Below are 14,247 nucleotides of genomic sequence, written 5' to 3' on the forward strand. Positions count from 1 at the left end.
GCGGGGTCAGGCTGCGGAACGCAGTGCTTCGGCGGGGCTCAAGCGGGCCGCCCGCCATCCGCCGATGGCACCGGCGACGAGGCCGCCGAGGATCGCGAGGCCCACGGCCGCGACGAGGATCGTCACGCTGAGCGGAGCGTGCAGCACGACCGCCTGCGCGGACTCGCCGAGGCCGCGGAAGGCTCCCCCGCCTCCCCCGCCCTGGAACGCGCCGCCCGCAACTCCGGCGCCGGCTTGTCCGCCTCCCGCACCGCCGCCGCGCGCGAACCCGGAGGCCGATGCACCCGAGATCGTGGGCTGGACGAGATTCACGACGAGGATCCCGACGAGACCGAGCGCGAGTCCCGCCGCGCCCCCGATGAGCCCCTGCACGAGCGACTCGCCGGCCACCTGGCGGACGATCCGCCCGTTGGACCAGCCGATGGCCTTGAGCGTGCCGAACTCGCGGGTGCGCCGGGCGACGCCGGACAGCGTGAACAGTACGGCGAGGAGTACGGCGACCGCGAGCACGATGATGGAGAGCCACGTGCCGAGGCCCTCGATCATGCCGGCGGCGCTCGCGAGGGATCCGGAGACGGTGGAGGCGAGATCCGCCTGCGAGCTCACGGTCGCGGTCGGAAGCGCCTTGGCGAGCGCGGTCTGCACGGACGCGATGTCGGAGGCCGACGCCGCCTTCACGTAGACCGTCGACACCACGTCACCCGTGCCCGCGATCTTCTGGGCGGTGTCGAGCGGCAGGTACACGTTCGCCGCGGTGTCGGCGGAGTCCGACGACGAGGCCACGATCCCGACGATCTTCACCGTGGACCCGCCCACGTCGATCGTGCCACCCACGCTCAGGCTCTTCGAGGTGGCGTACGTGCCGTCCACCACGGCGACCAGCTGACCCGCATCGGCGGCGGCGAGCGCGCGCCCCGACGAGACCTTCACCGATGAGAGCGGGCCCACGCTCGTCCCCGCGGAGGGGTCGACGCCCAGCACCGAGAACGAGTTGAGCCCGAAGTTGCCGCCGCCGAATCGCGGGCGCTCGCCCGTTCCCTGGCCTTCGCCCGCACCGGACTGGCCGGTGCCGGACTGGCCGGTGCCGCCCTGCTGCGTCCCCTGCTGGGCGATCTGCCCGTCGAACGTGATGTTGGTCAGGCTGAGCGCGCCCGTCGCGGCAGCGACGCTCGCCGTGCCCGAGATGGTCTTCACGCCCGCCGCATCGATCGTCCCGCGGGCTGGGGAGGCGCGCAGCACGGACGTCTTCAGGGTCGTGCTGCCGTCGCTGCCGGCGGCCCCGCCACCCGCACCGAAGTCGAAGCGCTGCCCGGTGTCGCTGCCGCGCTGGGCCGGTGCGCCGGTCACGGTGAGGTCGGTGCCCACGCCGTACACGCGGGCGAGCGCCTGAGTCTGCGCGTCGCGCACTCCCGCCGCCAGCGCGTTGACGACGATCACCAGGGCGATCGCTATCGCGAGGCCCACGGCGACGATCACCGTCTGCTTCTTCCGCCCGGCCAGTTCCCGGCGCAGATACGTCCCGTACATGCTTCTCCTTCGGTCACGCTCGTGCTGGTGACGCTAGGAGCCGGGTCTGGGGCGCGATGATGGTGCGGCTATGCGCGCGCTAAGCACGCTGGACGCCCGGGGCGGCGCGACTCGGCCGTCGCGGCCGGGTCACGGCTCGACCCGACGGCGGCGCATTCAAAAGCTCATAGACCGTTCATAGGAAATTGAGGAGAATAGATCCCATGAACGATCACGCCACTGAGCTGCGCCGCCCCGATGGCTCTCCCCTGCGGATCCTCGCGGTCGACGACGAGCCGATGCTCACCGACCTCCTCGCCATGGCCCTGCGGATGGAGGGTTGGGAGGTGCGCACCGCCGGATCAGGACTCGAAGCGCTCCAGGTCGCCCGCGACTTCGGGCCCGACGCGCTGGTCCTCGACGTCATGATGCCCGATCTGGACGGGCTCGGCGTCCTCAAGCGCCTGCGCGAGCAGGGCAACATGGTGCCCGTCGTGTTCCTCACCGCCAAGGACGCGGTGAGCGACCGGATCGCGGGCCTCACTGCCGGCGGCGACGACTACGTCACCAAGCCGTTCAGCCTCGAGGAGGTCGTCGCACGGCTGCGCGCCGTGATCCGCCGATCCGGCGGCGCCACCACGGACGCGAGCGACTCGATCCTGCAGGTCGGCGACCTCACCCTCAACGAGGACAGCCATGAGGTGGTCCGCGCCGGCGACGAGATCGAGCTGACCGCCACCGAGTTCGAGCTGCTGCGCTTCCTCATGCGCAACGAGCGCCGTGTGCTCTCCAAGGCCCAGATCCTCGATCGCGTGTGGAGCTACGACTTCGGCGGTCGCTCCAGCGTCGTCGAGCTGTACATCTCCTACCTGCGCAAGAAGCTGGACGCGGGGCGCGAGGTGGCGCTGATCCACACCGTGCGCGGGGTCGGCTACATGATCAAGGCGCCGCAGCAGTAAGACGACCGCACCGAGCACGAAGAAGGCTTGCCCACGATGAATCCGTTCCGCACCCGCCCCAGGGGACCGCTGTCCCTGCAGACGCGGCTGATGGCGGCGGTCACCGGATTCGTCTCGCTCATCCTCGTCGTGATCGCGATCGCGACGAGCGTGGTGCTCGGCAACGTGCTCAACGGGCGACTGCAGGACGAACTGGCCGCGACCGCGAAGGGCGTCGGCGGCATCGCCCGGCAGCCGGCCGTGATCGGCCATTTCGTGCCGAACGCGTCCGACCTCGTGGTCGGGCCGACCGGCGTCCCCAACGGCACGCTCGTGATCGTGGTCTCGCAGACGGGGGCCGCGACTGGCACCGTGGTCACGTCCGATCGGGTCGCGCAGGACCTCACCGCCCTGCAGATCCATCAGGTCGTCACCGCACTCTCTGAGGGACGGTACGCGGAAGATCTCTCGCAGCTCGGCGACTATCAGTTCGTGCATCAGCCCGTGCCGCAAACGGGCCCGACCCAGTTCGAGGTGATCACGGGCCTTCCCCGTGCCTCAACGGAGGCCCAGATCACGACGCTGTTCTCCATGATCGCGCTCACCACGATCGGCGGGCTGATCCTGCTCGCGCTGTCCACGGCGATCACGATCCGGGTCGCTCTGCGTCCGCTCCGCGAGGTCGCGGCGACCGCGAACAGGGTCGCCAACCTGCCGCTGGACCGTGGAGACGTGTCGATCACGGAACGCGTGCCGGCCGCCGAGGCCGATCCGCGCACCGAGACCGGACTCGTCGGATCCGCGCTGAACACCCTGCTCGATCACGTCGACGCCTCGCTCGCGGTGCGGCAGCGCAACGAGGAGCGGATGCGGCAGTTCGTCGCCGACGCGAGCCACGAGCTGCGCACGCCGCTGTCCTCGATCCGCGGATACTCGGAGCTGTCGCTGCGCGCGCTGTCGAAGTCGGATGCCCCGGAGGATGCGGCCACGGCCTCCGCGCACACCGCCCTGGAGCGCATCCAGGCGCAGTCGCTGCGGATGACCAGCCTCGTCGAGGACCTGCTGCTGCTCGCCCGTCTCGAGGAGGGCAGGGAGCTCTCGCTCTCCACCGTCGACCTGTCCCGGCTCGCGATCGAGGGCGTCGAGGATGCCCGCCCCACCGCGCCGGACCACGACTGGGCGATCGACGTGCCCGAGGAGCCCGTCGAACTCATCGGCGACACCGGACGGCTGCAACAGGTCGTCACGAACCTGCTCGCGAACGCGCGCACGCACACTCCCGCCGGAACGCAGATCACGATCGAGGTGGCGGAGGAGGGGCACGAGGCCGTCCTGCGGGTGTGCGATGACGGACCCGGCATCGACCCCGCCGTGCGGGACGAGCTGTTCAGCCGCTTCGCCCGCGGTGATCGCTCCCGCAACCGGGCGACCGGCGGATCCGGCCTGGGCTTGTCGATCACGAAGGCGATCGTGGACGGCCACGGCGGCACGATCTCCGTGCAGAGCGAACCCGGCGCGACGCTGTTCACGGTCCGCCTGCCGAGGGTGCCGCACCCGCAGACGGGCAGCACTCCGTCGGGCACGAAGCCGAGCGGCACGCCGTCGACGGGCCCGGCGCCCTCGACGCCCTCCGGATCCGCCGGCAGCTCCCCCGATGGCGACTCCGGCCGCGGCGGGCACGAGATGACCCGCACGCTCGGCGGGCACTGAGACCGCACCGACGGCGCGACTCCGCACATCCCACCGCGTTTCGTCTCGCTCCGCCTGCGGCGGTGCTCGCTCAACGACCCCGAGAGGGACGCGAGAGCCACAAGACGGGGTCGTCGAGAGAGGACGCTCGCAGCGCGACCGAGACGAAACCCGGTGCCCCGGCGGATCCGACGTCAGTAGCCCGCGAACGCGTCGGTAGTGACCCCGCGGGCGCCGCGCAGTGCCGGTGCGAGGTCGGCGATCAGCCGCGGCGGGCCCGACACAAAGGCATGACGACGCGCCAGATCCGGCACCAGGGTCCGCAGCAGCGTCGCGTCCAGCCGTGTACCCCCGGCCCACTCCACGCCCGACGGCAGGGCGCCGGGACGATCGGGGGTGACCACCACGATCCGCGCGCCGGATCCGCCGAGCTCGTGCAGGTACGCGCACTCCTCGGCCGAGGAGGCGACGAGCACGAGGACGGCGTCCGGCCGTTCGCGCGCGCCGAGCTGCGACACGAACGGCGTCACGCCGATGCCGGCGGCGATCAGCAGCACCGGCGCATCCCCGGCGGGCAGCACGAAATCGCCCCACACGCCGGTCGCGGTGAGCGTGTCGTCGGGCTGGACGGCGCCCAGGGCGCGCTTGAAGGTCGAGCCGCGCTCGGCCTCGCGATACGCGACGCGCACGAACGGCAGCTCGGCGGGCGTGGAGACGATGCTGAACTCCCGGCGCGTGCCCCGGCTGTCGGGGCGACGGTGCGGCAGCTGCAGCTCGAGGTACTGCCCCGGTGCGAACCGGAAGGGGCGTCGCGCCCGGAACGTCAGCTCCTGCACGGTCGGCGTCAGCGCACGGCGGCGCACGAGCGAGAGCCGGATCCCGGCGCGGGCGACGAGCACGGCCGCGAGGAGGTTGCCGACCAGCAGCGCCCTCTCCTGACCGAGCGTGATGATCCCGAGGCTGATCGGCCAGCCGGCGAGCGCTCCCACGACCGTCGCGACGAGCAGCTGCTGCCACCGTCGCGACGGCAGAGTCAGCGGCTCGGAGAGCATGAACGCGCCCAGGAACAGCACCGGCGACTGCAGAAGGACCGACGTCACCAGCGCTCCGGGCTCGATCGCGAGCCCCGCCGCCGCGGACTGCACGCAGAACCGAAGGATCGAGACCACGGCGTACGCGACGACGAAAAGCAGCACGACCCGGATCCGCTCGGTGCGCCACAGCACGAGCAGGCCGAGCACGATCACGGGGATCGCCATCGCCGGAGTGCCGACCCACCAGGCAGAGAAGCCGAGGCCGGTGATCGTGAGCACGGTCGCGCCGACCGCCGCCGGGTTGAACAGGTGCCGCCCCCGCCACACCAGCAGATACTTGGAGGCCGCCGCGATCACGCCCGCCAGCGCGATGCCGCCGACCTGGTCGGGGTTCGCACCCGGCTGCACGACGAACAGCAGGATGAGCGCCGTGATCAGCGACGACTCGATACGACGCGGCGCATGCAGCAGTGTCTGGGCGACGGCATCGGTGCAGAGCGTCGCGATCATCAGCAGCGCCAGCGTGGCGAGGATGTCGAGCGGCGTGGAGGAGATCGCGCCGACCGCCGACAGGATCACGGCGACCGCGGCCAGCACGAGCAGCGCGTACAGGGTGAGCCGGTACATCGACAGCCGCCCGAGCTGCGCGAGCACACGCTGCCGTGCGCCGATCAGCGTCGCGATCATGCGAACACCTCCATCCGATTCCCCGCCGACCATTCGACCGCGCCGTGCGTGGTCATCCGCACCCATTCCACACCGAACCGTGCGGCGAAGGCGGGACCCCCGTCGAAGAACAGCGCCGTGGCGGCCGCATCCGCGACCATCGCCTCGGCAGCGATCGCCCAGGTCGAAGCGTACGTGCGCACCGGTTCTCCGGTTCGCGCATCCAGCACGTGGTGCAACCCGCCGCGCTCTCCCGGCCATGCGCGCCTGTTCACGGCCGACCCGCAGAGCGCCACGTCCGCGACCACGGCGACGCCGATCGCGCTCGTCGTGTCGAACGGATGCTCCAGCCCGACTCGGACCGGAGCCCCGCTCACGCGCAGGTCGCCGCCGGCGTCGACCAGGCGCTCGGCATGCCCCAGGGAACCGAGCAGGTCGTGCACGACATCGACCAGGCGACCCTTGCCGATCGCACCCACATCGATGAGCGCGGGCGCGTGCAGCGCGAGGGCGCCGTCGTCCCAGGCGAGCTGCTCGGCCCAGTCGGCGGGTGCCGGACTCGCACCCCGATCGCGGAACGAGTACCGGGCGTCGTAGCCGCGCGCGGACAGGCTGTCGCCGACGAGCGGCTGCACGGCGCCGTCGGTCGCGAGCGAGAGCTCCCGGTACAGGTCGAGCATCGCCGCCGCGTCCGGTGGCGCCGGCACCTCCTGCGGCTCCTCGCTGAGGGCCGTCACGAGCGAGTCCGCGCGGAACCGGGACCAGGTGTGGTCGAAGTCGTCGATCGTCTCGCGCACGGCGTCGCGCGCCCCGTCCGCAAGAGGGCCGATCGTGCCGATCTCCCAGATCGTCCCGATCGCCTCGAATCGCCAGATGTCCATCAGCGCGCGTCTGGACTGCGCAACGGTCGGCCCGGGGCCGGGCACGCGCAGACCACGAGCCCGGGGAGGGTTCGCACCCTAGCCCTTGGCTTCGGTGCGGATGGTGGCCAGCGCCTGGTTGAACCCCTTGCTGGTCAGCGACGAACCGGAGACCCGGCTGACGGAGATGTCGTCGAGCTTCTTGCCGACGACCTGCGCGGAGATCCCGCCGATGAACTGCGACTGGTAGTGTTTCGTCTCCGCCGCCTGCGGGTCACCGGTGACATCGACCTTCGTGACCGTGTCGCCGACGACCGTGACGGAGACCGTGATCTTCTCCACCGTCTCCGGGGTCTGATACGAGCCGTCGGCGGTGTACGTGCCGTCCTTGTAGGTGGAGCCGGAATCGTTGGAGGAAGCGGTGCTCGTCGCGGACGGCGCAGCACTCGTGCTCGCCGAGGGCGCGGGTGCATCCGTCGTGGTCTCGGCGGAGGACGACTCGGCCGCGCATCCCGCGAGCAGCATCGTTCCTGCGATGCCGATGAGAGCGGATCCTTGACGTACCGAGGGCGAGAGCTTCATGGTTCCAGCTTCCGAGACCCTCCTGTGCGTCACCTTTGAGATGACGCAGCGCGTCGTGAAGCAGATCCCGTGCAGGACGACACGGCACCGGAGACGCCGAGAGGCCGCCCGGTCAGAACCGGCCGGCCTCTCGGGCGCTGTCGGGCGGACGCGTCTCAGGCGGCGCCGTCGAACATGCTCGTGACGGATCCGTCCTCGAACACCTGACGGATCGCGGTCGCGAGCAGTGGGGCGATCGGGAGGATGCGCAGGCCCGGGAACCGTCGCGAGGCCGACAGCGGGATCGTGTCGGTCACGACGACCTCGTCGATCGCGGAGTCCTGCAGGCGCTCGCTGGCCGGATCCGAGAAGATCGCGTGGGTCGCCGCCACGATGACCTTGCGGGCGCCATTGGCCTTGAGCGCCTGGGCGGCCTTCACGATCGTGCCGCCCGTGTCGATCATGTCGTCGACGAGGAGGCAGGTGCGTCCGTCCACGGTGCCGACGATCTCGTGCACCGAGACCTGGTTGGCGACCTTGGGATCGCGGCGCTTGTGGATGATCGCGAGCGGAGCGTCGAGGCTGTCGGACCAGGTGTCCGCGACCCGCACGCGGCCCATGTCCGGGGAGACGATCGTGAGGGTCTCGCGATCCTCCGCGGTGAGCGTCTCCTCGAAGTGGTGCAGCAGCACGGGCTTCGCGAAGAGGTGGTCGACGGGGCCGTCGAAGAAACCCTGGATCTGTGCGGCGTGCAGGTCGACGCTCATCACGCGGTCGGCACCGGCCACCTTGAGCATGTCGGCGACGAGGCGGGCCGAGATCGGCTCGCGGCCGCGGCCCTTCTTGTCCTGGCGCGCGTACGGATAGTACGGGGCGACGACGGTGATGCGCTTGGCCGACGCGCGCTTGGCGGCGTCGAGCATGATGAGCGTCTCCATGAGCCACTCGTTGATCGGCTCACCGAAGGACTGGATGATGAACAGGTCGCAGCCGCGGATCGACACCTCGAAGCGCGCGTAGAGCTCGCCGGATGCGAACGTGCGGTGCTCGACCGGCGCGATCTCGGTGCCGAGCGCTGCGGCGACCGCCGAGACCAGCTCGGGATGCGAGCGACCTCCGGCGACGACGAGCCGCTTCTTCGTCTTGGCGACGAGGCCCGGTGCGATGTCGTTCTCGCGATCCAGCTCGACCGTCGTGTTCTTCTTGCGCCCCATCGGACCCGCCTATTCCGCCGAATCGGCTCGCGCCGCGGCATCTGCCGCGGCCGTGCCTGCTCTGTTCTTCTCGACCCACCCCTCGACGTTGCGCTGGGGTGCGACGCTCATCGCGAGGGCACCGGCGGGGACGTCCTTGCGGACGACGGCACCGGCGCCGGTCTTCGCGCCGGCACCCAGCCTAACGGGCGCGACGAGCACCGTGTGCGACCCGGTGTGCACCTCGTCCCCGATCTCGGTGTGGTGCTTGTTCACATCGTCGTAGTTCGCCGTGATCGTCGACGCTCCGAGGTTCACGCCGCGGCCGACGGTGGCATCGCCGACGTAGGACAGATGCGGCACCTTGGAGTCGTCGCCGATCTGGGCGTTCTTGGTCTCGACGTAGGCCCCGATCTTGCCGTCCGCGCCGAGCGTGGTGCCCGCCCGCAGGTAGGAGAACGGGCCGACGGTCGCGCGGGCGCCGATCACGGCGAGCGTCGCCTCGGAGCGACGCACCGTCGCGTCCTCGCCGACCTCGGTGCTGACGAGCGTCGTGTCCGGGCCGATGATCGCGCCGCTCGCGACCGTGCTGGCCCGCAGGACGTGCGTGTTCGGGAGGATCGTGACGTCGGGCGCGAGCGTGACGTCGTCGTCGATCCAGGTCGTCGCCGGATCCTGGATCGTGACGCCCTCGCGCTGCCAGCGGCGCACGATCCGGTCGTTCAGGGTGCGCGCGGCGTCGGCGAGCTGGACGCGGTCGTTGATGCCGAAGGTCGCGGCGGTGTCCGCGGCGATCTCGACGGCGACCTTCTCATCGTGCTCGCGCAGCAGTCCGATCACCGTGGTCAGGTACATCTCGCCCTGCGCGTTGTCGGTGGTGACGTTCGCCAGCTCGGCGCGGAGCAGATCCGCCCGGAACACGTACACGCCGGCGTTGATCTCGCGCGTGGCCTTCTCCGCCTCGTCCGCATCCTTCTGCTCGACGATGCGGGCGACGTCCCCGGCGGCGTCGCGGATGATGCGTCCGTAGCCGTTCGGGTCGTCGACGATCGCGCTCAGCACGGTCGCCGCGGCTGCCGCGGCGCGATGCCCGTCGATGAGGGCCTGCAGCGTCTCGGCCTCGAGCAGCGGAACGTCGCCGGAGAGCACGAGCACGTCGCCGTCGAAGCCGGCGGGCAGCGCGTCGAGGGCGACCTGCACGGCGCGCCCGGTGCCGGGGATCTCGTCCTGATCGACGATGACCGCCTCGGGGTGCTCCGCGGCCAGCGCCGCGACCACCAGATCGCGCTCGTGGCGCACGACCACCTCGACCGTGGCCGCCCCCAGACGGGAGGCGGTGGCCAGCACATGGCCGACCAGGGTGCGCCCGGCGATCGGATGCAGCACCTTCGGAAGGCGCGACTTCATGCGCGTGCCCTGACCTGCGGCGAGGACGACGATGGCGAGTGAGTTCTGCGTCATGCTCCGCCGCCAGGATTCGAACCTGGACCCCGCAGCTCCAAAGGCTGGGGTGCTGCCGTTACACCACGGCGGACCGCGGTCGCCGTGCGTCCGCTCCTCAATTCTGCCATGCGTCGTCTGCGTGACCGGGCCGGAACCCGGCGGCAACATCCTCGCAACGTCGTTGCGCGAGGCTGACGTCATGACGATCCGCATCGCCCGCGTGCAGACCACGACGCCCGATCTCGAGGTCTTCCTGAGCGACCATCTCCACGACATGCAGGCGACCGCGCCGCCGGAGAGCCGGCATGCCCTGGACATCTCGCGCCTGCTCTCGCCCCGCGTGCGCCTCTTCACCGCGACGGTGGACGGCGCGCTCGTCGGCACCGGGGCGCTCGCCGAGCTCGAGCCCGGTCACGAGGAGTTGAAGTCGATGCGCACCGCGCCCCGGATGCGCGGTCGCGGAGTGGGTTCCGTGATGCTGACCGCGCTGCTCGGCGATGCGCGCGACCGCGGCATCGGGCGAGTCTCCCTGGAGACCGGTTCGAGCGACTTCTTCTGGGCCGCGCACCGGCTGTACGCCAAGGCCGGTTTCGACGAGTGCGAGCCGTTCGGGTCGTACGTCGAGGATCCGCACAGCCTCTTCCTCACGGTGCGGCTGGAGACGTGATCCGCTCCGCCCGCCGGAACCCGGCCATGATCGACCGATCGCCGCAGCGACGGCGCCCGCCCGATCCGCCGGGATAATGGACGGATGAGCATCGGCGATCCATCCACGGGCGACGAGGTCGACCGGATCGTCGCGGCGTGGAACACGCAGCGGCCGGACCTGGACTTCTCGCCCCTCGAAGTGCTCTCACGCGTGGATCGGCTGTCCCGGCTGTTGGACCGCGCGCGCCGCGACGTGTTCCGCCGCAGCGACCTCGAGCCGTGGGAGTGGGACGTCCTGTCCGCCCTGCGGCGTGCGGGCGCCCCGTTCCAGCTCAGCCCCAAGCAGCTGCTGCAGCAGACCCTCGTCTCCAGCGGCACGATGACGAACCGCATCGACCGTCTCGTGGGCCGCCGCCTGGTGCGCCGCGAGGCGGATCCCGGTGACGGCCGCAGCGTGCTGGTCACGCTCACGGACGACGGCAGAGTGCGCGTGGATGCCGCGATCACGCGCCTGGTGGACGCGGAGGCGACGCTGCTCTCGGCGCTGTCCCGCAGCGATCGCGAACGCCTCGCTGCCCTCCTGCGCAAGCTCAGCCTGAGCTTCGACGCCTGACCGCGATCAGTCCTGAGGCTCGACGAGAACCACGACCTTGCCGGTGACGCGCCCGGTCTCGACGCGCTCCTGGGCCGCGGCGAGATCGCCCAGATCGTATGCCGAGTCCAGGTGCACCGTGATCCTGCTTGCATCCGCGAGCGCTGCGATCTCGGCCAGCTGCGCGCCGTTCGCCGCCACCAGGATCCGCCGGATCGGTGCCGCTCCCCAGTCGCCGAGCTCGGCCTCCTGCTCCGCGGAGTACCCCGTGATCGTGACGACTGCGGTGCCCTCACGGATCGCGCCGCGGGGCGGGAGCCCATCGGAGACCGTGACGATGACGGCGTCCACGGGGGCGATCGCCGCGAGCGCATCCCCATCGCGGTAGTCGATCACCTCGACGGCGCCCCAGGAGGCGACGAGCGGCTGCTTCTCCGGGCTCGCGGTCGCGATGACGTGCGCGCCGCGCGCCGCGGCGAGCTGCACGGCGAGGTGACCGACACCGCCCGCCCCACCGAGCACGAGAACGCGTGCGTCGCTGTCCGCGCCGACACCGGCCGCGTCGAGCGCCTGCCGGGCGGTCAGCGCGGCGAGCGGCGCCGCGCCCGCCTGGGCGACGCTCCACGCCCGAGGGGCCGCCGCCACGTCTGCGACGGGCACGGCGACGAGATCGGCGAGCGTATGGGCGGCATCGGGGAACCGGGCCAGAGCGAACACGGCGGCGCCCTCGCGCCATCCGGTCACATCGGGGCCGACGCCGACGACCGTGCCCGCGACGTCCCAACCGGGTCGGTCGGAGTACCGGATCGACCCGAAGTCGTGCCCCGCCGCCCGGATCTTCACATCCACCGGATTGAGCCCGACCGCCGCCACCCTGACCAGGATCTCGCCCGTGCCGGGCGTCGGCGCATCGGTCTCGACGAGGGAGATGACCTCCGACGCGGCTCCGGGAGCGGCGTATCTCGCTGCGCGCATGGTGATCGCCTGCGCCGTCAGACCTGCGCCGGGGTCCACTCGGAGACGCTGCGGAGACGCTCGACCTCGTCGGCGGCGAGTTCGAGCCGCCCGCCGACGAGCAGATCCTCCACCTGCTCCGCCGTGCGCGCGCTGGCGATCGGAGCGACCACGGCGGGCTGGGCGCGCAGCCATGCGAGCGCGGTCGCCGCGATCGAGGCGCCGTGCGCGCCGCCGATCTCCTCGAGCGCGTCGATGATGCGCAGGCCGTGTTCCGTCGCGTACTTCGCCGCACCGGAGGCGCGCGGCGAGGACTGCCCGGTCGCGTCCGTCGAACGGTACTTGCCCGTGAGGAACCCGCTCGCGAGCGCGTAGTACGGGATGAGGCTCAGTCCGAACTCGGTCGCAACCGGAACGATCGTCTCCTCGACCTCGTTGCGGTGCACGAGGTTGTAGTGCGGCTGCACCGCCACCGGCAGGGCGACGCCGGTGGAGCGGGCGATCTCGATCCAGGCGCGGATCCGATCCGCCGAGTAGTTGGACACTGCGATGTTGCGGACCAGCCCGTCCTCCACGAGCTGCCCGAAGGCGGCCACGGTCTCCTCGAGGGGCACGGTCTCGTCGTCGAAGTGCGCGTAGTACAGGTCGATCGCGTCCACCCCGAGGCGGTCGAGCGACGCCTCCGCCGCCCGCCGGACGTTCGCGGCCGACAGCCCGCGGAACTGCGGGTGCTGGCTCACCTTCGTCGCGACCACGAGGCCTTCCGGCCGCCGCGAGGCGAGCCACTCGCCGATGATCGTCTCGCTCTCGCCACCGCTGTTGCCCTCCACCCACGCGCTGTATCCGTCAGCAGTGTCGATGAAGTCGCCCCCGCCCGCCACGAACGCGTCGAGCACGGCGAACGACGCGTCGCGATCGGCGGTCCAGCCGAACACGTTGCCGCCGAGGGAGAGCGGGAAGACGGACAGGTCACTGGATCCGATGCGAGTCATGTTCGACGCAACCGCTCGGCCGCGAAGACTATTTCCGTGTGACGCCCGATGACCCGAGCATGCCCTCGAGCCGGATCCGCAAGCCGTTCGGGTTGCCGCCCGGCCACGAGCCGGATCCGCCGTTCGTCGATGACTCCCGTGCGAACTAGGCTGGGCCGAATGGCGATGCGCTCTCCCCTGCCCGTGCGCGACGGCGTCGGCGCGACCCGCCTGCGCCTCCCCTCCGAGGGGCCGTGGCCCACGGTCGGCGCCTTCATGGCCGAGCGCTTCTTCCACCTCGACCCCGAGCGACTGCTGGGCCGGTTCGACCGCGGAGAGATCGTCGCGATCGACGGATCCGCGCTCACGCGGGAGACCCCGCTCGGCCTGCACGACTTCGTCTGGTACTACCGGGAGCCTGCGGTGGAGAAGCACATCCCCTTCGATGTGGAGATCCTGCATCAGGACGAGGACCTGGTCGTGGTCGACAAGCCGCACTTCCTGCCGACCACCCCCGGCGGCAAGTATCTGCAGAATTCCGCACTGGTGCGGCTGCGCAACGCGCTGGGGAACCCGGACCTCACCCCGATCCACCGTCTCGACCGCGCCACGGCGGGCGTGCTGATGTTCTCGGCGCGGCCCGTCACGCGCGGCGCGTACCAGCTGCTGTTCGAGAACCGCCGGGTCGAGAAGGTCTACGAGGCGGTCTCCCTGCTGCCCGAGTCGTGGGATCCGCGGGCACCGGCCCTCGGTGGATCCGCGTTCCCGCTCGTACACCGCAACCACATCGAGAAGCTGCGCGGACACGTCTGCGTGCAGGTGGATCCGGATCGCGAACCGAATGCGGAGACCCTCGTGGAACTGCTCGGTTTCGACGACCGCGTGCTGCACACCCTGCTGCGCCCGCACTCGGGACGCATGCACCAGTTGCGCGTCCATCTCGCCGAGCTCGGCGCGGGGATCCTGCACGACGCGTTCTACCCCGAGCTGCTGCCCGAGCAGCCGGACGACTTCGACCGCCCGCTGCAGCTGCTCGCTCGCGAACTGCGCTTCACGGATCCGCTGACCGGCACGCCCCGCGAGTTCCGCACCCGACGCACGCTGCAGGACGCTCCGGCCCGGGAGTGACCGCCCCGGCGGCAGCCGCGGCTCCGGCCTCCCCCGTCCCTCCACCTCCGTTTTGGGGCGCGAT

Annotated in this window: 13 protein-coding genes and 1 tRNA gene; 5 read left to right on the top strand and 9 right to left on the bottom strand. The window is 71.2% G+C overall.

What is annotated here, in order from left to right; all coding sequences use genetic code 11:
• Nucleotides 1-6: 6 nt before the first annotated feature.
• On the bottom strand, nucleotides 7-1,527 hold the full coding sequence (locus ACFWCK_RS00525; protein WP_378804066.1) for an ABC transporter permease: 1,521 nt from the start codon (nucleotides 1,525-1,527) through the stop codon (nucleotides 7-9).
• A 203-nt stretch (nucleotides 1,528-1,730) separates the two neighbouring features.
• On the opposite strand from ACFWCK_RS00525, the gene ACFWCK_RS00530 reads away from it, so the two are divergent.
• Nucleotides 1,731-2,465 (top strand): response regulator transcription factor, encoded by a 735-nt coding sequence (locus ACFWCK_RS00530; RefSeq protein WP_045270808.1) that lies wholly within the window; start codon nucleotides 1,731-1,733, stop codon nucleotides 2,463-2,465.
• A 36-nt stretch (nucleotides 2,466-2,501) separates the two neighbouring features.
• The gene (locus ACFWCK_RS00535; protein ID WP_378804067.1) at nucleotides 2,502-4,154 is read left to right on the top strand and encodes an ATP-binding protein; all 1,653 of its coding nucleotides are present in this window, start codon (nucleotides 2,502-2,504) and stop codon (nucleotides 4,152-4,154) included.
• A 173-nt stretch (nucleotides 4,155-4,327) separates the two neighbouring features.
• On the opposite strand, the gene ACFWCK_RS00540 is transcribed toward ACFWCK_RS00535, so the two are convergent.
• From ACFWCK_RS00540 to ACFWCK_RS00565, 6 genes are all read right to left on the bottom strand, one after another.
• The gene (locus ACFWCK_RS00540; RefSeq protein ID WP_378804068.1) at nucleotides 4,328-5,854 is read right to left on the bottom strand and encodes a ferredoxin--NADP reductase; all 1,527 of its coding nucleotides are present in this window, start codon (nucleotides 5,852-5,854) and stop codon (nucleotides 4,328-4,330) included.
• A complete protein-coding gene (locus ACFWCK_RS00545) occupies nucleotides 5,851-6,714 on the bottom strand; it encodes an FAD:protein FMN transferase (RefSeq protein WP_378804069.1) in 864 nt (287 codons plus the stop codon). Before ACFWCK_RS00545 ends, ACFWCK_RS00540 begins: the two co-directional genes overlap by 4 nt.
• 78 nt (nucleotides 6,715-6,792) lie before the next feature.
• Nucleotides 6,793-7,275: an FMN-binding protein gene (locus ACFWCK_RS00550; protein WP_378804070.1), complete on the bottom strand. Its 483-nt coding sequence runs from the start codon at nucleotides 7,273-7,275 to the stop codon at nucleotides 6,793-6,795.
• 155 nt (nucleotides 7,276-7,430) lie between these two features.
• Nucleotides 7,431-8,468, bottom strand: a complete 1,038-nt coding sequence (locus ACFWCK_RS00555; RefSeq protein WP_233310505.1) for a ribose-phosphate diphosphokinase — start codon at nucleotides 8,466-8,468, stop codon at nucleotides 7,431-7,433.
• Between the two features lie 9 nt (nucleotides 8,469-8,477).
• Complete coding sequence (gene glmU, locus ACFWCK_RS00560) at nucleotides 8,478-9,908, bottom strand: bifunctional UDP-N-acetylglucosamine diphosphorylase/glucosamine-1-phosphate N-acetyltransferase GlmU (RefSeq protein WP_233310504.1); 1,431 nt, start codon at nucleotides 9,906-9,908, stop codon at nucleotides 8,478-8,480.
• A gap of 1 nt (nucleotide 9,909) precedes the next feature.
• Nucleotides 9,910-9,981: transfer RNA gene (locus ACFWCK_RS00565), tRNA-Gln, on the bottom strand.
• 108 nt (nucleotides 9,982-10,089) lie between these two features.
• Between ACFWCK_RS00565 and ACFWCK_RS00570 the strand changes: the two genes are divergently transcribed.
• Nucleotides 10,090-10,557: a GNAT family N-acetyltransferase gene (locus tag ACFWCK_RS00570; protein ID WP_233310503.1), complete on the top strand. Its 468-nt coding sequence runs from the start codon at nucleotides 10,090-10,092 to the stop codon at nucleotides 10,555-10,557.
• Between the two features lie 84 nt (nucleotides 10,558-10,641).
• Nucleotides 10,642-11,151 carry a MarR family winged helix-turn-helix transcriptional regulator gene (locus ACFWCK_RS00575; RefSeq protein WP_233310502.1) on the top strand — a complete coding sequence of 170 codons (510 nt, stop codon included), beginning with the start codon at nucleotides 10,642-10,644 and terminating at the stop codon, nucleotides 11,149-11,151.
• Between the two features lie 6 nt (nucleotides 11,152-11,157).
• Here ACFWCK_RS00575 and ACFWCK_RS00580 read toward each other — a convergent pair whose 3' ends face one another.
• Together ACFWCK_RS00580 and ACFWCK_RS00585 are read right to left on the bottom strand one after the other, a co-directional pair.
• Entirely contained in the window at nucleotides 11,158-12,105 is a 948-nt protein-coding gene (locus tag ACFWCK_RS00580; RefSeq protein ID WP_378804072.1) for a zinc-binding dehydrogenase, read from the bottom strand.
• Nucleotides 12,106-12,122: 17 nt separating this feature from the next.
• A complete protein-coding gene (locus tag ACFWCK_RS00585; protein ID WP_378804073.1) occupies nucleotides 12,123-13,076 on the bottom strand; it encodes an aldo/keto reductase in 954 nt (317 codons plus the stop codon).
• Nucleotides 13,077-13,241: 165 nt separating this feature from the next.
• Here ACFWCK_RS00585 and ACFWCK_RS00590 point away from each other — a divergent pair, with 165 nt between their 5' ends.
• Complete coding sequence (locus ACFWCK_RS00590; protein ID WP_378805032.1) at nucleotides 13,242-14,183, top strand: pseudouridine synthase; 942 nt, start codon at nucleotides 13,242-13,244, stop codon at nucleotides 14,181-14,183.
• Nucleotides 14,184-14,247: the final 64 nt, after the last annotated feature.

This window comes from Microbacterium sp. NPDC060117 (assembly GCF_042729315.1).
In the GTDB taxonomy this organism is placed as follows: Bacteria; Actinomycetota; Actinomycetes; order Actinomycetales; family Microbacteriaceae; genus Microbacterium.